Here is a 17184-nt window from a genome sequence, read left to right as displayed (position 1 = left end):
TTATTTTCCGGTGGGATCAGACCGACAAAGGGGCCGATGAACTCCGCAATTCTGCGGGAAGGTCCATGAAATATTTCCGATGGCTGGTCCCGGCAACGATCGTCGTTCCGCTGCTGATGCTGGCGGCGATCGTCGCCCTGAACCGTGTGGAGGTGCGCCGCGAGGCGGAGGCCGGCCTGCTGCGCGACGTGGACGTGCTCTACGAGCACGCGCTCAAGGTGTTCGAGACGCAGGAACTGCTGCTGTCGGAGATGGTCCGCCGGGCCGAGACCCGCCGCAACCGTCAGGACATGAGCTGGGACCGGATCGCGCAGGAACAGAGCCTGCACGACTGGATGGCGGGGATGGTCGCCCGCTACGCCCAGCTCGATTCCCTGGCCCTGTTCGACGCCGACGGCCGGGCGCGGCTGTCCAGCCGCATGTTCCCGGTGACCGGCGTGGCCATCGCGGACCGCGGCTATTTCCAGCAGCTCCGGCAGGGCGGCGCGCTGGCGGTCAGCGAGACCATGCCCAGCCGCATGACGGGCCGGCCCCACTTCAACCTCGCCCACCGCCTGGAGCGGCCGGACGGCGGCTTCGACGGGCTGGCCCTGGCCTCGATCCGGCCGGACTATTTCCTGGAGTTCTGGCACTCGGCCGTGAGCCTTCCCGGCACCACGGTCGCGCTGGTCCGGCTGGACGGGGCGGTGCTGGCGCGCTGGCCCGACGCGGCGGGGAGCACCGACCGCTTCGCCGCGGACGATCCCCTGCTGAAGCAGATCGATGGCGCCTCCCGCGGGCTGATCCCGCAGGCCACCATGGAAGACGGGGTCGAGCGGCTGATCGCCTTCCGCCGGCTGGGGCGCTATCCGCTGGTCGTGCTGGCCGGGCGGACACCGTGGGATATCTACGCCCCCTGGCGGCGCAGCGCGGCGGTGGAAGCCTCGGTCGGGCTGATGGCGATGCTGCTGCTGCTGCCGCTCGCCCTGCTGGCCCGGCGCTCGACCCGGCGGGAGCGGGGCGCGATGGCCTCGCTGCGCCACGAGGCGGCACGGCGGGCCTCGACCGAGGAGGCGCTGCGCCAGAGCGAAGCGCGCTACCGCGGCTATTTCACCAACACCGGCGATCTCCAGGTCGTGCTGGCCGTGCGCCCGGACGGCCGGTTCGAGGTCGAGGACGTGAACCCCGCCTTCGAAACCGCCGTCGGGCTGGAGCTGGCGGATCTGCGCGGACGCGGTCTGGACGCGCTGGAACAGTCCGGACACGGCCCGCTCCGGCGCGACTGGTGTCGGCGCTGCATCGAGACCGGCGAGCGGCAGGTCTATCAGGAGAGCAGCGCGGCGGCGGAGGGGGAGCGCGACTACGAGGTCCTGCTGGTGCCCCTGCGCGACGATGCGGGCGCCATCACCCGCATCCTGGGCTCCGCCCGCGACGTGACCGAGCGGCGGCAGGCGCAGGAGCGCCTGTTCCAGGCCCAGAAGCTGGAGACGGTGGGGCAGCTCACCGGCGGGGTGGCGCACGACTTCAACAATCTGCTGACGGCCATCGTCAACAACCTGGAACTGGCCCGGCGCGACCCGGCCGGCGGCGCGGGACGGCTGGAAGGGGCGCTGAAGGCGGCGCGGGCCGGGGCCGAGCTGGTCCGCCGGCTGCTGGCCTTCGCCCGCATGCAGCCGCTGGAGCCGCAGCCGACCGACCCCGGCCGGCTGCTGCACGACATCCTGCCGCTGCTGCGGCGCGCCGTGGGCGAGCGGGTGGAGGTCTGCGTCGAGGCGGGCGGGCGGCTGCCCCCCATCCTGGTGGACCCGGTGCAGTTGGAGAACGCGCTGCTGAATCTGGCCGTGAACGCCCGCGACGCGATGCCGGAGGGCGGCCGGCTGGCCATCCGCGCGGCGCCGGGGGCGGCCGAGGACGGCACGCCGCAGGTGGTGCTGACGGTGGCCGACACCGGCACCGGCATGACGCCGGAGGTGGCCCGGCGGATGTTCGAACCCTTCTTCACCACCAAGCCGCCGGGCAAGGGCACGGGGCTGGGGCTGGCCAGCCTCTACGGCTTCGTGCGCCAGTCGGGCGGACAGGTCCGGGTGGAAACGGCGCCGGGTCGCGGAACCGTGTTCCATCTGTCGTTCCCGGCCCGACCCGGCCTGTCCGTGGCGGCGCAGCCGGCCGAGCCGCCGGCCCCCGCCACCGGGGGAGCGTGGGGCGCGCGCGTGCTGCTGGTGGAGGACGAGGCGCTGGTGCGGCTCTCCACCGTCGCGCTGCTGCGCGACCTGGGCTACCGGGTGGTGGACTGCGCCTCGGCCGAGGCGGCGCTGGAGCGGCTGGCCGGCGGCGCGGACGGACGCGAGGCCGGGATGGCCGGCGCAGGAGAGGACGGGGAGTTCGACCTGCTGCTCACGGACATCGGACTGCCCGGCATGGACGGTCGGGCGCTGGCGGCACGGGCGGCGGAGCTGCGGCCCGGCATGGCCGTGGTGCTGATGACCGGTTACGACCGGACGGGTGGTGAAACCGGCGGGCGCTGGACTCACCTGGACAAACCCTTCGCGCCGCAGCACCTGGCGGAAACCCTGGCCCGGGTGCTGGCGGGGCGCCGTCCGCTGGCGCAGGCAGGCTGATGCCGGCGCTGGCCGATCCGGCGGGACGGGACGCGGGGACGCGGACGCCCGGCGGACACGGAACGGGGCCGGTCGGCCCCGTTCCGCCGACGGGTCCGGGAAACCCTATTCCTCGTCGTCCTCGGCGTCCTGCTCGATCTGGTTGGCGAGATCGCGCAGCATGTCGACGACATCCTCGTGGCTGGTCTCGTCGACCGCCTGATTGACGGCCACCTCGATCATGGCCACCGCGACGTAGGCCGAGAGGGAGCCCCCCTCCTTCATGGCCGCTTCCAGGTGCCTTTCGGCGATGTCCAGCGCCTTGTCGAACAGCTGTTCGGCGGCGGAGTTGTTGGTGTCACTCATGGGAAGGACCCTTTCCCGTCTTGGGGGTGGCTCGACGCGCCCCTCATATCACCGATTTCCGTGCGCCGCTTGCCAAATCGACGGGCAGCACCTATGCCGTTCCCGTCAACCCGATGCCTGTCCGGAGGTTCCTTGGAGTCCCGTTCCACCGGCGATGCCCCCGCCGTTCCGGCCCCCGATCTGGCCGAGTCCGGCGCCTACCGGATCTGGGTGCGGGAGCATGTCCGCTTCGCCGACCTGGACCCGCTGGGCCATGCCAACAACAACTCGATCGGCGTCTATTTCGAGAGCGGCCGGCTGGGTCTGCACGATGCCGTCGGTCTGCCGGTGCTGATGCGCGGCACCGCCGTCGTCCTGGCCCGGCTGGCGATCGACTACCGCGCGGAGATCCATTTCCCCAACGAGCTGCGCATCGGCGTCGGCGTGCTGCGGGTCGGCCGCACGAGCTGGACCACGGGGGCCGGCCTGTTCGTGGGCGGGCGCTGCTGCGCCACCAGCGAGGCCGTGACCGTGCTGATCGACCGCGACACGCGGCGCCCGACCCCGCTGCCGGCGGACATGCGCGACGCGCTGTCCGGGTTCCTGCTGTGAGCCCGCGCCGCCCCTCCGGCCGCGGCCGGCCCGAGCGCCGCTCGCCCGAGCGGAAACAGGCCGAGCGGAAACAGGCCGAGCGCCGGCCGGAGCCGCCCGTCCGCGGCCCGGTGGAGATCGTGGTCGAGCGCGTCGGCGCCCGCGGCGACGGGCTGGCCGTCTGGCAGGGCCACCGGCTCTATGTGCCGCAGGCGCTGGCCGGCGACCGCATGATGGTGACTTTCGGGGAGCCGCGGGCCGACGGCTGGGAGGGCGTGCCGGTGACCCTGCTGGCGGAGGCGCCCGGCCGGGCCGAGCCGCCCTGCCCGCATGCCGGCCTGTGCGGCGGCTGCGCGCTCCAGCACATGGACGACGCGATCTACGCCGCCTGGAAGACGGAGCTGCTGACCGCGACCCTGGAGCGGGCCGGGCTAGCGGGGCCGGAGGTCCGGCTGAACCCCTTGGTCCGCACGCCCCCCGGCGGGCGGCGCCGCGCCGTGCTGACGGCCGTGCGGCGGGGCCGCCGGCTCTGGCTGGGCTTCAACGAGCGTGCCTCCCACCGGCTGGTGGACGTGGAGACCTGCCCCGTGCTGGCGCCGGCCCTGGTGGCCCTGCTGGCACCGCTGCGCGCGGTGCTGGCGGAGATCCTGGCCGACGGGCAGCAGATCGACGTCGCCCTGACCCTGCTGGACGACGGTCCCGACCTGGTGCTGGAGGGGCTGCCGGCCCCCGACCTGCCGCGGCTGGAGGTCCTGGCCGCCTTCGCGGAAGCCCAGGATCTGGCGCGGCTGTCCTACCGGACGAAGCCGGGCGGCGACGCCCTGCCGATCGCGCGCCGCCGCACCGGGCTGGTCGGCTTCGGCGGCGTCACGGTCAGCCCCGCCCCCGGCGCCTTCCTCCAGGCCAGCCGGGAGGGGGAGGCCGCGCTGGTCGCCGCAGCCCTTGCGGGCTGCGCTGGCGCGGAGAGCGTGGCCGACCTGTTCGCCGGCAGTGGCACCATCGGCTTCCCGCTGGCGGCCCGGACCCGCGTCCACGCGGTGGAGGGCGACGCCCAGGCCCTGGCCGCGCTGGACCAGGGCGCGCGCCAGCTCCCCGGCCGCCTGACGGTGGAGCGGCGCGACCTGTTCCGCGACCCGGTGACGGCCGCCGAACTGGCCCGCTTCCAGGCCGTGGTGATCGACCCGCCCCGCGCCGGCGCCCAGGCGCAGGCGGCGGAGCTGGCCCGGTCCGCCGTGCCGGTCGTGGTGGCGCTGTCCTGCAACCCGGCCACCTTCGTGCGCGACGCCCGCACGCTGGTGGAGGGCGGCTACCGCCTGCTGGAGGTCACGCCCATCGACCAGTTCCTCTGGTCGCCGCACCTGGAACTGGCGGCCCTGTTCCGGCGCTGACGGGGGCCGGCGCTGACGGGGGTCCGGTGCCGCAAGGCGGACCGCCCCGCCGGTCAGCCGCCGGCCGCGGGGCCCGCGGCCCGATGACCCCCGGCCCGATGATCCCCGGCGCGGTGATCCTCGGCCCGCAGCCGGTACAGCACATGCCGCCGCATCGGGTGGTCGGGACCCAGCCGGGGGTGGTCGAAATCGTCCGCCGGGTCGCGCCCCATGCCCAGCCGCTCCATCACCGCGCGGGAGGCAAGGTTGTCGGGCCGGGTCAGGGCGACGATCTCCGCCAGCCCCAGGGTGCCGAAGCCGAACGACAGGCAGGCGCGGGCCGCCTCCGTGGCGTAGCCGCGGCCCCACCAGGGCCGGGCGAGGCGCCAGCCGACCTCCACGCAGGGCGTGAAATGCGCCTCGAACGCCGTCACCAGCAGGCCCACCATGCCGACGAAGGGGGCCGTGCCCGGCGCCTCCACCGCCCAGAAAGTGAAACCGTGCCGGTCGTAATGCGCCATGATGCGATCGACCAGGGCATCGCTCGCCGCCCGGCTGAGCGTCTCGGGGAAGTGGCGCATCACCTCGGGGTCGGCGTTCAGCGCCGCGAACGGCGCCAGGTCATCCGCCCGGAACGGCCGCAGCACCAGCCGCTGCGTGCGCAGCGAGGCCGGCGGCACGGAGAGGGTCCGCGGGTCCGGGCGGATGTCCATGGCCGGCCTCAGCCCGCCGGCTTGACGAACTTCAGCGTCATCCGGTCGCTCTCGCCGATGGCGAGGTACTTCTCGCGGTCCTGGTCCTTCAGCGTCAGCGTCGGCGGCAGGGTCCAGACCCCCTTGGGATGGTCCTTGCTGTCCTTGGGGTTGGCGTTCACCTCGCTGGAGCCGGCGAAGGTGAAGCCCGCCTTCTCCGCCAGGGCGATCACCGTATCCTGGCGGACATAGCCGCTGGCGGCCTTGGGGTCCTGCGGCTTGTCGTCAGCGGCGCGGTGCTCGACCACGCCCAGCACACCGCCCGGCTTCAGCGCCGCATACATGGCGGCGAAGGCCTGCTCGGCCCAGCCGGCCGCCATCCAGTTGTGGACATTGCGGAAGGTCAGCACCAGATCGGCCGTGCCCGGCGGCACCGGGGCCAGATCGTCCGGGCCGAACTCCGCCACCTCCACCTTGCCGTAGACCTCCGGAGCGGCCTTCAGCTTCTCGTCGAAGCGAGCCAGGGTGCGCTGCATGTACTCGCTCTTGCTCTGCCGGTCCGGGCCGGCGGCGACATAGCGGCCCGTGTCCTTGAGGACGGGAGCCAGCACCTCGGTGTACCAGCCGCCGCCGGGCGAGATCTCGACCACCGTCTGGTCGCCCGAGAGGCCGAAGAAGGCCAGCGTCTCCTTCGGGTGGCGGTACATGTCGCGCGCCTTGTTGGCGTCCGAGCGATGCGCGCCGGCCAGCGCCGCGTCCAGCGCGGCAGCCGTGGCGGAGTCCAGCGCCGCCGGCGCCATGTCCGCGCTGGGCCTGTCCGCGGACGCCGCGTCCGCGCGGGCCGGCCCCGCCAGCGCCAGACCCGCCAGCACTGCCGTGGCGAGCATCTTCGTTGCCGTCCTCATGGGTTCTCCCTTGGTTCTGCCCTTGGTTCTGCGCATCGGTTGCGCGCCCCGGAGGTAATGTCGCTCCCCCGGTTCCGCCAGTCCCGGCCGGACTACCGGGCCGCGTCCGCTCCGGTGCGCTCCAGCCAGCCCTCGGGGATCTCGTCGCCCTCCCGCACGGATGCGCCGCCCGCCTTGGCGAGCAGCCGCTCGAAGTCGCCCGGGACGGCACGGGCCTGCCGCAGGGCGAAGTATTCCCGCGTGCGCAGAGCGGCGAGCTTCTCGGCGATCGCCATGACGATGAGCTGGTTGACCGAGGTCTCGTCCTTCTCGGCCCGCTCTTTCAGTTCCTGCATCATCGACGGCGGAACGCGGAGAGCGAAGTTGCTGACGGTCGCCATTCAAGCCTCCCCAGTACGTCGCCCGGCCGGCCGACCGTGATTCCCAGGCCGGGATTCCGGTCATCGGCGGGGCGGAAATCCCTCAGGTTGAACGTTCGGCCGCCCCTACTCCGTGATGCGGATGGCCGGCAGGCCGACGCCGGCGGCGGCGCGTTCGCGCAGCACGTCGCGGCGGAAGCGGTGCAGCTCCGCCGGGCGGCCGCCCGTGTTCGCCTCCAGCGCGCCCGTCGGCTCCACCAGCCCGCCGGCCAGGACCAGGCGGCGGAAGTTCTGCTTGTGCAGCCGCACGCCCGACAGCGCCTCCACCACCACCTGCAACCGGCCCAGGGTGAACTGCGCCGGCAGCAGGTCGAAGACCACCGGGCGGTACTTCAGCTTGCCGCGCAGCCGGCCCAGCGTCACGGCCAGGATGCGGCGGTTGTCGTGCGCCATCGGCGTGCCCAGGCTGACCGCCGCCTCCGGTCCGTCGCTCCAGTCGGGATCGGCAAGGCCGTGGGGCGCGCGGAGGGCGCGGTCGCGCCGTGCCTCCTCCACGAGACCCGCACTGTAGAGCAGCTCGTAGCGTTCCAGCACCCGTTCAGGGTCCCAGAGATCGTCGTCGGCCGGAAAGGTGGTGGAGACGCGCTCCGCCCGCTTGCGCCCGGCGGCCTCGTCCGGGGCCGCGGCGGCCCAGCGGTGCAGCGCCGGGACGATGGTGCGGGTCAGCAGGTCGGGCTTGCCGTCGCGCCAGTCCTCCCAGGGGAAGTAGTCGTACCAGTCGTGCCATTCCGCCCCGCCGGAGCCGGAGAGCGGGGCCTCCTGCACCAGGGCCATGTAGCCGACCGAGACGACGCGCGGCCCGCCGTCCAGTTCGCGCGGGTCGCGGTAGCGGTCGCCGAAGGTGTAGAGCTGTTCGACATAGCGCAGCGGCAGGCCGGTCTGTTCCGACACCCAGCGGCGCAGGCCCAGTTCCAGCGTGCGGTCGCGCTCGGGGGCGAAGGGACCGAAGGGCAGGCTGTCGGCGGGGGCGGCGTCCGGCCCCTCCTCCCGCGCGCTGCGCTGTTCGGGCGTGGCGAGATCATGGGTCAGGCGGCGCACGGCCAGCACGCGCGGCACCTCTTCCGTCACCGCGACGATCACGGCGGTCAGCCCCAGCACGGTCGGCTGCGGTCCTCCCGACTGCGCGGCGCCTGTCACTTCACCCTCGGTCACCCGTCTCCCCCCGACCCGACGTTCCGGGCGGTCGGACTATCGTCCAGGGGCGGGGTCCAGGGCAACGCCCATCGGCCCCGAAGGGGTTCCGGTGGAAAGCGGGGAGAGCGGGCGGCCCGCATGCCGGGGCCGCCCGCCGCACCCGTCACTGCACCCCGTGGGCCCGCAGCAGGAAGGCGGTGGAGAGCGCCACCTCCTTCAGCTTGTCGAACCGGCCCGAGGCGCCGCCATGGCCGGCACCCAGGTTGGTGTAGGAGAGCAGCACGTTGTCGTCCGTCTTCCTGGCCCGCAGCAGCGCCGCCCACTTCGCCGGCTCCCAGTAGGTCACCTGGCTGTCGGCGATGCCCGCCGTGATCAGCGTGTGCGGATAGGCGCGGGCCGTGACGTTGTCGTAGGGGCTGTACGCCTTCATGCGGAAATAGGCGTCCTTCTCGTTGGGATTGCCCCACTCGTCATACTCGCCCGCGGTCAGCGGCAGGGTGTCGTCCAGCATGGTGGTGACCACGTCCACGAAGGGCACATGGGCGACCGCGGCCCCGTACAGCCCCTCCGGCGCCATGTTCATCACCGCCCCGACCAGCAGGCCGCCGGCCGAGCCGCCGGACATGCTGACATTGCCCGCCCGGGCATAGCCCTTCTTCACCAGGAACTGCGTGGCGTCGATGAAGTCGGTGAAGGTGTTGACCTTGTGCTCCAGCTTGCCGTCCTCGTACCAGCCGCGGCCGAGGTCGTCGCCGCCGCGCACATGCAGGATGGCGAAGGCGAAGCCGCGGTCCAGCAGCGACAGCCGGCTGGGGGAGAAGGTCGGGTCGGTGCCGTAGCCGTAGGAGCCATAGCCGTAGACATGCAGCGGCGCCGAACCGTCGGTCGGCCGGTCCTTGCGGTAGACGATGCTGACCGGGATCATGGTCCGGCCGTCGCGCGCCGGGGCCAGCAGCCGCTCGCTGGTGTAGAGGCTGGCGTCGTAGCCGCTGGGGATCTCCTGCACCTTACGCACGGTCAGGGTGCGGGCCTTCATGTCGTAGTCGTAGGTGGTGGGCGGCGTCACCAGCGACTGGTAGGACAGGCGCAGCGTGCCGGTCTCGTAATGCTCGTTGGCGCCCGCGCCCACGGTGAAGGCGGCGTCGGGGAAGGCGACCGTGTGCTCGTTGCCCTGGGCGTCGCGCACCCGCACCCGGTCCTGGCCGTCCAGCTTGTCGAAGATGACCAGCCAGTCCTTGAAGGCGATGACGTCGGTCAGATAGACGTGGTCGTCGCCGGGGATGACCTCGACCCAGTTCTCCTTGCGCGGGTCGGCGACGGGCGCCTTGACCAGCCGGAAGTTCCGGTGCGTGTCGTTGGTGCGGATCCAGAGCGTGTCGCCCTGGTTGGTGACATAGGTCTCGACGAAGGGCTTGCGCTCGACGAACAGGGAAGGCTTCGCCTCCGGCTTGTCGGCCGGCAGCAGACGCACCTCGTTGGTGGCGTTGTTGTCGGAATAGATGACCAGGAGTTCGCCCGACAGAGTGCGGCCGATGCCCACGGTCCAGGGCCCGTCCGGCTCCTCATGCACCACCACGTCGTTGCCGGGCGCCGCGCCCATGGTGTGGCGGAGAATCTTCTTCGGCCGGATGTTGTCGTCCTGGAGGTTGTAGAACAGGGACTTGCCGTCGGCCGACCAGGCCAGGGAGGCGCTGCTCGTCTCCGTCAGGTCGGGCAGGTACTTGCCCGTCTCCAGGTCCTTGATGCGGACGGTGAAGCGGATCGAGCCGTCATCGTCCTCGGCGAAGGCGAGATAGCGGCCGTCCGGGCTGGGGGCGAAGGCGCCGATCCGGGTGTAGCCGGTGCGCCCGGCCAGCTCGTTCACGTCCAGGATGGTGGTGAAGGGGGCGTCGGTCTTCCCCCAGGGGCGGCGGACGAAGATCGGGTACTGCTTGCCCGTCTCGAAGCGGGACTGGTACTCCCAGTCTCCCTCGCGGTAGGGGACGCCGGTATCGTCCTGCTTGATGCGGGCCAGCATCTCGTCGAACAGCGACTTGCGCAGGCCCGTCTCCTCGCCGCCCAGCACCTGGTCGATGTAGGCGTTCTCGGCCTTCAACTGGGCCAGGATCGCCTCGTCGTCCACGGTCGGATAGTCGGGATCGCGCATCCAGAAATAGTTGTCCACCCGCACGTCGCCATGCTTCTCCAGCGTGGTCGGGGCGACCTTCGCCACCGGCGGCGGGCCGAAACTGCTCTGCGTGAAGGCCACGGTCTTGGCATCCTTGGTTGTCGCGGCGGAAGCGGCGGAGGCGGCCGTCGCCGGCAAGGCCAGCAGGGCCAGCCCGAGGGCGGCCCCGATCAGGGCCCGGGACGAGGTTCCCGGAGCCGGAAAGCCGCCGGCCCGGCGGTTGCCGGCCGGTCGGCCGGATCTGGAACGTGCCGTCATCAACGCACCACTCCCTGTCTGAGGTCCTGAGCGAGAATAGGATCGCCCCCGCCGCCCGGCCATATCCATTTGCAGGCGGACCGATGGGACCGCAGCCCGGCCGGTCCGCCGGTTGGACGGTGGCGCTCAGCGGGGGGTGGGCTTCGGGGCGGGGCGCAGGCCGCGCACCGCAGCCTTGACCTGCTCGAACAGCCGGGCCGGGATTTCCCCGTAGTCGAAACGCCCCGGCGCATCGGGTCGGGGCCGGAGGTCGAAACCCGGCCACCGGGTCACGTTGATGTCGTCAACGATGATCCAGGAGGGGGCGGCGTCCAGCCCGAGATGCTCCTTGACCGTCGCGGGGATCGGGATGCCCCGTCCCGCCGCCGGCTCCGCGTGCGTGATGGGAAGCAGATAGGCACGGGGAACGCCGTCCTTGACGCCCGCGGCGAGGATCAGCGCGGGCCGGTCCTTCCGGCCCGTCTCCTCCCCCTGGTCGCGTTCGTGCCGCCAGAGATAGGAGAAGTGGACCACGAGGCCGGGCCGCGGCGGCGGCACGACCATCCTCAGTCATCCATCAGACGGTCGAGGGCGCGCGCCTGGTCGGAGGGGGCCGCGGCGTCGATGTCGGCCCACATGTCTTCCGCCAGCTCCGCCGGGTGATAGGCCTGCCGCGCCGCCTTGACCTGCCGCAGCAGCTCGCCGTCCTCCGCCGAGACATAGAACCCGACGACCTTGCCGTAGCTGGTGACCGCGATCTCCTCGCGCTGCACCTGACGCTGGTACGTGCCGAACTGTCGGACGAATTCCGCGGAAGCCACGGTCTTCATGGCGCTTTTCCTCCGCTCCGGATCTTACGCATCTTACAGAACTTCCAGGTCCGCGGCAACGGGCCGGGGCCGGTCCGGGTTCGCCGGGCAGCCGCAACGTCCACACGTAAAGACCGGCCGGTCCGCCGGTTGGACGGTGGCGTCATCGGCGTGCTACAGTCCTCCCATGCCTCCGATCCCGCGCCCCCATCCCGCCTCGACGGACGCTGCCGGCAGCCGGACCGGCGACGCGGATCTGCGCCGCGCCGTGGAGACCGGCGTCGCGCAGCTCGACCGCGGCGAACGGATCGCGCTGGAGGATGTCGAAGCCTGGGTCGCCTCCTGGGACGGCGCCGGGGAACGCCCGATGCCCACGGCCGGGGCCGGGCGGGACGACCGCCGCTGACGCATGGGCCGGAGGGTCTTCCTCTCCCCCGCGGCAGTCCGCGATCTTCAACACATCAGGGACTGGTATACCCAGGAGGGCGCCGGACCGCGCGCGAAGGCGACGGTCACCCGTGTCCTGCGAGGTATCCGCGATCTTGCCCACACCCCGTTTCTCTGGCCGCTGCGCGGCGGGAGCGACGGCACACGCCAAGCCGTGGTCGCCGGGCATGTCATCCTCTATCGCGTCAGCGGCGATCAGGCCGCCCCTGCCGGCGACGTGGAGGTGGTCCGCATCCGCGGGCCGGGCCAGGACCATCCGGAGGTCCCGCGACCGGAGCGTGGGCATGAGTGACGGCAGTCATTGCGTCACATCAACGAGGGGCTGCGATGGCCGCGCTATGCAGGCATAGTCTCCGTCCCTTGCAACGAGCGCCCGTCCTGTCATGAGCGACCTGCGACTTTCCTTCGGCCTCGGCTTCGGCGACCTCTACGACCGCGCCGGTCTGGTGCGCATCGACAAGGCGTTCCTGGCCCATCTGGGCGAGGCGGATGCCGCCCTGCGCGACCGCCTGCTGGCCGGCCGGGCCGATCCCGCCAGCCTGGATGCCAAGGCCGAGAGCGAACTGCTGATCGCGCTCGGCCCGCACCTGGAGGACTTCCTCGCCCGCCTGTTCGGCATCGAGGGCGCCGTGCGGGAGCTTCAGGCCCGGCACCACGATCTGGCCCCGCTCTACACCGCCAAGCGCCTGTTCGTGCAGCGCCGCGCCGCCAAGGCCGCCCGCCCGGAGGAGGCGGCCTCCCTGGACGGTGACGCCCTGCGCGCCGCCCTGGGGCTGGCGGAGGAGCCCGGCACGCCGGCCTTCGAGCTGGCCTTCGCCACCGCCGTGCAGGCGTGGGAGGCGGACGAGGCGGCCAACGCCGACCGGCTGGACGCCGCGCTGAAGTACGGCGCCTGGGCGCTGTACGCCCCGGCCGGCCGGGCGCTCCACGGGTCCGGCGTGCTGTTCCAGGTTCCGGCCAGAACCGACCCGATGCATCTGGTCCATCCCGAGACGGTCGAGGTGGACGGCGTCACCATGCTGCACCTGCCCTGGACGCAGCGGCGGCACCGCGAGGGCTTCGCCCTGACCGACCAGGGCACCGACCTGCTGGGGGCGCTGGACGAGGCCAACTACTGCATCTGGTGCCACAACCAGGGCAAGGACAGCTGCTCCAAGGGCCTGCGCGACCGCAAGTCGGGCGAGTTCCAGAAGTCCGCCTTCGGCGTGCCGCTGGCCGGCTGCCCGCTGGAGGAGCGGATCAGCGAGTTCCACACGCTGAAGGCCGGCGGGGCGCCGCTGGGCGCCCTGGCGATGATCGCGGTGGACAACCCGCTGTGCGCCGCCACCGGCCACCGCATCTGCAACGACTGCATGAAGTCGTGCATCTACCAGCGGCAGGAGCCGGTGGACATCCCGCAGGCCGAGACGCGCACCCTGAAGGACGTGCTGTCGCTGCCCTGGGGCTTCGAGATCTACGGGCTGCTGACCCGCTGGAACCCGCTGAACCTGCGCCGGCCGCTGCCGCGGCCGGAGAGCGGTTACAAGGTGCTGGTGGTGGGGCTGGGCCCGGCCGGCTTCAACCTGTCGCACCACCTGCTGAACGACGGCCACACCGTCGTCGCCGTGGACGGGCTGAAGATCGAGCCGCTGCGGCCGGAGGTGTCCGGCGTGGACGCGCTGGGCCGCCGCGTGCCGTTCCAGCCGATCCGCGACATCGCCGACCTGCGCGAGCCGCTGGGCGGGCGCGTCATGGCCGGCTTCGGCGGCGTGGCCGAGTACGGCATCACCGTCCGCTGGGACAAGAACTTCCTGAAGGTCGTGCGCCTGCTGCTGGAGCGGCGGGCCGCCTTCGCCATGATCGGCGGCGTCCGCTTCGGCGGCACGCTGACCATCGACGACGCCTTCGAGGCCGGCTTCGACCACATCGCGCTGTGCATGGGGGCCGGCCGGCCGACCGTGATCCCGATGAAGAACGGGCTGGCCCGCGGCGTGCGGCAGGCCAGCGACTTCCTGATGGCCTTGCAGCTCACCGGCGCCGCGCGGCCCGACAGCCTGGCGAACCTGGAGGTGCGGCTGCCCATCGTGGTGATCGGCGGCGGCCTGACCGCCATCGACACCGCGACGGAGAGCCTGGCCTACTATCCGGTGCAGGTGGAGAAGTTCCTCTCCCGCTACGAGCTGCTGGCGCGCGAGCTGGGCGAGGAGCGCCTGCGCGCGGGCTGGAGCGAGGAGGAGCGGCTGACGGCGGACGAGTTCATCGCCCATGCCCGCGCGCTTCGCGCGGAGCGGGAGGCGGCGGCGCGCGAGGGCCGCACCCCCGCCGTGCAGCGCCTGCTGACGGACTGGGGCGGCGCCACCCTGGCCTACCGCCGCCGCATGGTGGACGCGCCGAGCTACACCCTGAACCATGAGGAGATCGAGAAGGGTTTCGAGGAGGGCATCCGCTTCGTCGAGAACGCCACGCCCAAGGCCGTGGAGACCGACCGGTTCGGCCATGCGGTGGGGCTGACCGTGGCGCTGGCCGACGGCACGGAGAAGACCCTGCCCGCCCGCACCGTGCTGGTCGCCGCCGGCACCCAGCCGAACACCGTGCTGGCCCGCGAGGACGGGCGCATCCTGCTGGACGGCAAGTACTTCCGCGCCCTGGACGAGGACGGCAACCCGGCCACGCCGGAGCGGCTGTCGAAGCCGGGGGCGGTGCATGTGCTGATGCACCGGCACGGGGACGGCCGCGGCGTCAGCTTCTTCGGCGACCTGCATCCGAGCTTCGCCGGCAACGTGGTGAAGGCCATGGGCGGGGCCAAGCAGGGCTATCCCGTGGTCAGCCGCATCCTCTCCCGGCGCCCGCCGGCCCCGGTCGACGGGGCCGCGGCCGGGGCAGCCGCCGGCACCATCATCGAGCGCATGAACGCCGACCTGCGCGCCGTGGTCGAGCGGGTGGAGCGGTTGACGCCCACCATCATCGAGGTCGTGGTGCGCGCACCCCGCGCCGCGCGCCGCTTCCAGCCCGGCCAGTTCTACCGCTTGCAGAACTTCGAGATGCTGGCCGACCGGGCCAAGGGCACGACCCTGGCGATGGAGGGGCTGGCTCTGACCGGCGCCTGGGTGGACAAGGAGAAGGGCCTGCTCGCCACCATCGTGCTGGAGATGGGCGGGTCCTCCGACCTCTGCTGCCTGCTGAAGCCGGGCACCCCGGTGATCCTGATGGGGCCGACGGGCGAGCCGACGGAGATCCCGGAGGGCGAGACGCTCTGCCTCGTGGGCGGCGGCCTGGGCAATGCCGTGCTGTTCTCCATCGGGCAGGCGGCGCGGGCCAAGGGCAACAAGGTCGTCTACTTCGCCGGCTACAAGAAGCTGATCGACCGCTACAAGGTGGAGCAGATCGAGGCGGCCGCCGACGAGGTGATCTGGTGCAGCGACGAGGCGCCGGGCTTCGCCCCGGCCCGGCCACAGGACCGCAGCTTCGTCGGCAACATCGTGCAGGCCATGGTGTCCTATGCCAGCGGCGCCCTGGGCGCGCCGGGCGTGCCGCTGGACCGGGTGGACCGCATCGTCGCCATCGGCTCCGACCGCATGATGGCAGCCGTCGCCATGGCCCGGCACGGGGCGCTGGCGCCCTACCTGAAGCCGGTCCACGCCGCCATCGGCTCCATCAACTCCCCCATGCAGTGCATGATGAAGGAGATCTGCGCCCAGTGCCTGCAACTCCACAAGGACCCGGAGACGGGGGAGGAGACGGTGGTCTTCTCCTGCTTCAACCAGGACCAGAGCCTGGACCGGGTGGACTGGGGCGTGCTGCGCGAGCGGCTGGGCCAGAACGCCGTGCAGGAGAAGCTGACCGTGGCCTGGATCGACTGGTGCCTGGAGACGGGCCCCTGGGCGCGGGCGGCGGCGGAGTAGGCCCGCGCTTGCCCGGCCCCGGGGGTGTGGACTACGCTTCCGCCACAGCGTGGAGGCCGCCTTTGTCGGATCAGCCGGACAACCTCGTCCTGCTCTACCTCCGCCGCCTGGACGAACGGACCGGGCGGATGGAGGAGGACATGCGCGACCTCAAGGGCCGGGTGACCCTGCTGGAACAGCGGGTGGCCGCCGGCTTCACCCATCTGGAAGGCACCATCGCGCACCAGACGGCCCGTCTGGACCGGCTGGAGAACCGCCTGGAACGGGTGGAGCGCCGACTCGACCTGCTGCCCCCCGCGGCGGAGTAGGCAACCCGATGCACCGGACGGCGGGAGCGCGGGCACCGCGGGCGGCGGCGCTTTGAGCCGCACGCCCGGCGGCGCTATACTCCGGCCATGTCCGTCACGCCCGCGCCCGCCACGGGGAAGACCCTGTCCGACGTGCTGCCGCCCGAGCGGGTGGCGGACCTGATGGCGTTCAGGCGTGCGGCGGAAGCGGCCCTGCCCGGCCGCGTGGCGGGGGTCGTGCTGTTCGGCAGCCGGGCCCGCGGCGATGCGGACGCGGACAGCGATTACGATGTGGCGGTGTTCATCCGCGGCCTGGACAGGCCCTGGGACGTGATCGACGTCCTGTCCGACCTGACCTACGACAAGATGCTGGAGGGCATCGACATCCGGCCCGTTCCGTTGCGCGACCCGCCCGATCCCGGCGGGCGGCGCGAACTGCTGGCGAACATCGCCCGCGACGGGGTTCCCGTCCCGTGAGCCCCATCGACATCGCCGCGGACGCCTGGGCGAAGGCGGTCGGCAAGCTGCGTCAGGCGGCCCCCATCCGGCACGACAAGGTGATCCAGGCATTCGGCCGGCTTGCCACCGATCGAGGGGACGAGGCGCTGATCCACTGCGCCCGCAGCCTCCGGCTGGTCCTGAGACGGCGGGAGGTCGCCGACTACGAGGGCTCGACGCCCGGCGCCGACGAGGCCAGGGACACCCTTGAAACCGCCCGCCGCTTCCTGTCCGTCTGCGCCGGACGTTACGGCTTCCCCCCGCCCTGATCCCATGGCCCTGATCCCGTGACCCGCCCGACGCCCCTGCCCCGCCATACCGGTACGGCCGGTGAAGGCCGCGGTCATGCGGGCTGGGGTGCGACGGCTGCCGGCACTTTGAGCCGCACGCCCGGCGGCGCTATACTCCGACCATGTCCGCAACGCCCGCGCCCGCCACGGGGAAGACCCTGTCCGACGTGCTGCCGCCCGAGCGGGGGGTGGACCTGATGGCGTTCAGGCGTGCGGCGGAAGCCGCCCTGCCCGGCCGCGTGACGGGGGTCGTGCTGTTCGGCAGCGGGGCCCGCGGCGATGCAGATCCATCGAAAGCCCAGGACCCATTCGTGCTGGCCTCCAGACCCAGCCAGCAGCATGAATCACAAAATCAGCCCCGCGGGAATCTATACACGCCCCCCGCCACGCGGCCGGTGCCGTTGGAGGCGCAGCGAGTCGTTGGCTCAGCATTAAGAAATGGTGACCTCTTGCCGCGCCGGTATTCCCGGCGCGGCAAAATAAGCCTGAATCAAAGAGGACATTATGATTTGGCTTGTGGTTCTTGCTGTTTTGCTTTT

The 17184-nt window shown here is 72.2% G+C and carries 17 protein-coding genes; 9 read left to right on the top strand and 8 right to left on the bottom strand.

What is annotated here, in order from left to right; translation table 11 throughout:
• Positions 1-65: 65 nt before the first annotated feature.
• On the top strand, positions 66-2597 hold the full coding sequence (locus ACFQPS_RS05490; protein ID WP_377357118.1) for an ATP-binding protein: 2532 nt from the start codon (positions 66-68) through the stop codon (positions 2595-2597).
• Positions 2598-2702: 105 nt separating this feature from the next.
• Here ACFQPS_RS05490 and ACFQPS_RS05485 read toward each other — a convergent pair whose 3' ends face one another.
• The gene (locus tag ACFQPS_RS05485) at positions 2703-2942 is read right to left on the bottom strand and encodes a hypothetical protein (protein WP_377357117.1); all 240 of its coding nucleotides are present in this window, start codon (positions 2940-2942) and stop codon (positions 2703-2705) included.
• A gap of 132 nt (positions 2943-3074) precedes the next feature.
• Here ACFQPS_RS05485 and ACFQPS_RS05480 point away from each other — a divergent pair, with 132 nt between their 5' ends.
• Entirely contained in the window at positions 3075-3533 is a 459-nt protein-coding gene (locus tag ACFQPS_RS05480; RefSeq protein ID WP_377357115.1) for an acyl-CoA thioesterase, read from the top strand.
• On the top strand, positions 3530-4900 hold the full coding sequence (locus ACFQPS_RS05475; protein WP_377357114.1) for a class I SAM-dependent RNA methyltransferase: 1371 nt from the start codon (positions 3530-3532) through the stop codon (positions 4898-4900). Before ACFQPS_RS05480 ends, ACFQPS_RS05475 begins: the two co-directional genes overlap by 4 nt.
• A gap of 53 nt (positions 4901-4953) precedes the next feature.
• Here ACFQPS_RS05475 and ACFQPS_RS05470 read toward each other — a convergent pair whose 3' ends face one another.
• From ACFQPS_RS05470 to ACFQPS_RS05440, 7 genes are all read right to left on the bottom strand, one after another.
• On the bottom strand, positions 4954-5592 hold the full coding sequence (locus ACFQPS_RS05470) for a GNAT family N-acetyltransferase (RefSeq protein ID WP_377357112.1): 639 nt from the start codon (positions 5590-5592) through the stop codon (positions 4954-4956).
• 8 nt (positions 5593-5600) lie between these two features.
• Complete coding sequence (locus tag ACFQPS_RS05465) at positions 5601-6476, bottom strand: class I SAM-dependent methyltransferase (RefSeq protein ID WP_377357111.1); 876 nt, start codon at positions 6474-6476, stop codon at positions 5601-5603.
• Between the two features lie 92 nt (positions 6477-6568).
• Positions 6569-6856, bottom strand: coding sequence for a toxin-antitoxin system HicB family antitoxin (locus ACFQPS_RS05460; protein WP_377357109.1), 288 nt, complete (start codon positions 6854-6856; stop codon positions 6569-6571).
• A 105-nt stretch (positions 6857-6961) separates the two neighbouring features.
• Entirely contained in the window at positions 6962-8047 is a 1086-nt protein-coding gene (locus ACFQPS_RS05455) for an NUDIX hydrolase (protein ID WP_377357107.1), read from the bottom strand.
• 145 nt (positions 8048-8192) lie between these two features.
• Positions 8193-10454 (bottom strand): S9 family peptidase, encoded by a 2262-nt coding sequence (locus ACFQPS_RS05450; RefSeq protein WP_377357106.1) that lies wholly within the window; start codon positions 10452-10454, stop codon positions 8193-8195.
• 126 nt (positions 10455-10580) lie between these two features.
• Complete coding sequence (locus ACFQPS_RS05445; RefSeq protein ID WP_377357105.1) at positions 10581-10997, bottom strand: growth inhibitor PemK; 417 nt, start codon at positions 10995-10997, stop codon at positions 10581-10583.
• A gap of 2 nt (positions 10998-10999) precedes the next feature.
• Positions 11000-11263, bottom strand: a complete 264-nt coding sequence (locus tag ACFQPS_RS05440) for a hypothetical protein (protein WP_377357104.1) — start codon at positions 11261-11263, stop codon at positions 11000-11002.
• A gap of 166 nt (positions 11264-11429) precedes the next feature.
• Here ACFQPS_RS05440 and ACFQPS_RS05435 point away from each other — a divergent pair, with 166 nt between their 5' ends.
• From ACFQPS_RS05435 to ACFQPS_RS05410, 6 genes are all read left to right on the top strand, one after another.
• Positions 11430-11648 (top strand): hypothetical protein, encoded by a 219-nt coding sequence (locus ACFQPS_RS05435; protein WP_041785357.1) that lies wholly within the window; start codon positions 11430-11432, stop codon positions 11646-11648.
• 3 nt (positions 11649-11651) lie between these two features.
• Positions 11652-11981, top strand: a complete 330-nt coding sequence (locus ACFQPS_RS05430) for a type II toxin-antitoxin system RelE/ParE family toxin (protein WP_377357102.1) — start codon at positions 11652-11654, stop codon at positions 11979-11981.
• Between the two features lie 91 nt (positions 11982-12072).
• A complete protein-coding gene (locus ACFQPS_RS05425; RefSeq protein WP_377357101.1) occupies positions 12073-15570 on the top strand; it encodes an FAD-dependent oxidoreductase in 3498 nt (1165 codons plus the stop codon).
• 62 nt (positions 15571-15632) lie between these two features.
• On the top strand, positions 15633-15878 hold the full coding sequence (locus tag ACFQPS_RS05420) for a hypothetical protein (RefSeq protein WP_377357099.1): 246 nt from the start codon (positions 15633-15635) through the stop codon (positions 15876-15878).
• An 87-nt stretch (positions 15879-15965) separates the two neighbouring features.
• Positions 15966-16334 (top strand): nucleotidyltransferase domain-containing protein, encoded by a 369-nt coding sequence (locus ACFQPS_RS05415; RefSeq protein WP_377357097.1) that lies wholly within the window; start codon positions 15966-15968, stop codon positions 16332-16334.
• Positions 16331-16624: a hypothetical protein gene (locus ACFQPS_RS05410; protein WP_377357096.1), complete on the top strand. Its 294-nt coding sequence runs from the start codon at positions 16331-16333 to the stop codon at positions 16622-16624. Before ACFQPS_RS05415 ends, ACFQPS_RS05410 begins: the two co-directional genes overlap by 4 nt.
• Positions 16625-17184 lie beyond the last annotated feature (560 nt).

The organism is Rhodocista pekingensis (genome assembly GCF_042665545.1).
Taxonomy (GTDB): domain Bacteria; phylum Pseudomonadota; class Alphaproteobacteria; order Azospirillales; family Azospirillaceae; genus Rhodocista; species Rhodocista pekingensis.
Note: the sequence above shows the minus strand (reverse complement) of the source record. Positions and strands in the feature narration are given on the sequence as shown.

What these genes read in the sequence shown, in the direction of transcription:
- ACFQPS_RS05415 (WP_377357097.1), top strand. Translation starts at nt 15,966, where the DNA reads ATGTCCGTCACGCCCGCGCCCGCCACGGGGAAGACCCTGTCCGACGTG.
- ACFQPS_RS05425 (WP_377357101.1), top strand. Translation starts at nt 12,073, where the DNA reads ATGAGCGACCTGCGACTTTCCTTCGGCCTCGGCTTCGGCGACCTCTAC.
- ACFQPS_RS05430 (WP_377357102.1), top strand. Translation starts at nt 11,652, where the DNA reads ATGGGCCGGAGGGTCTTCCTCTCCCCCGCGGCAGTCCGCGATCTTCAA.
- ACFQPS_RS05485 (WP_377357117.1), bottom strand. Translation starts at nt 2,942, where the DNA reads ATGAGTGACACCAACAACTCCGCCGCCGAACAGCTGTTCGACAAGGCG.
- ACFQPS_RS05460 (WP_377357109.1), bottom strand. Translation starts at nt 6,856, where the DNA reads ATGGCGACCGTCAGCAACTTCGCTCTCCGCGTTCCGCCGTCGATGATG.
- ACFQPS_RS05465 (WP_377357111.1), bottom strand. Translation starts at nt 6,476, where the DNA reads ATGAGGACGGCAACGAAGATGCTCGCCACGGCAGTGCTGGCGGGTCTG.
- ACFQPS_RS05470 (WP_377357112.1), bottom strand. Translation starts at nt 5,592, where the DNA reads ATGGACATCCGCCCGGACCCGCGGACCCTCTCCGTGCCGCCGGCCTCG.
- ACFQPS_RS05440 (WP_377357104.1), bottom strand. Translation starts at nt 11,263, where the DNA reads ATGAAGACCGTGGCTTCCGCGGAATTCGTCCGACAGTTCGGCACGTAC.
- ACFQPS_RS05490 (WP_377357118.1), top strand. Translation starts at nt 66, where the DNA reads ATGAAATATTTCCGATGGCTGGTCCCGGCAACGATCGTCGTTCCGCTG.
- ACFQPS_RS05450 (WP_377357106.1), bottom strand. Translation starts at nt 10,454, where the DNA reads ATGACGGCACGTTCCAGATCCGGCCGACCGGCCGGCAACCGCCGGGCC.
- ACFQPS_RS05445 (WP_377357105.1), bottom strand. Translation starts at nt 10,997, where the DNA reads ATGGTCGTGCCGCCGCCGCGGCCCGGCCTCGTGGTCCACTTCTCCTAT.
- ACFQPS_RS05435 (WP_041785357.1), top strand. Translation starts at nt 11,430, where the DNA reads ATGCCTCCGATCCCGCGCCCCCATCCCGCCTCGACGGACGCTGCCGGC.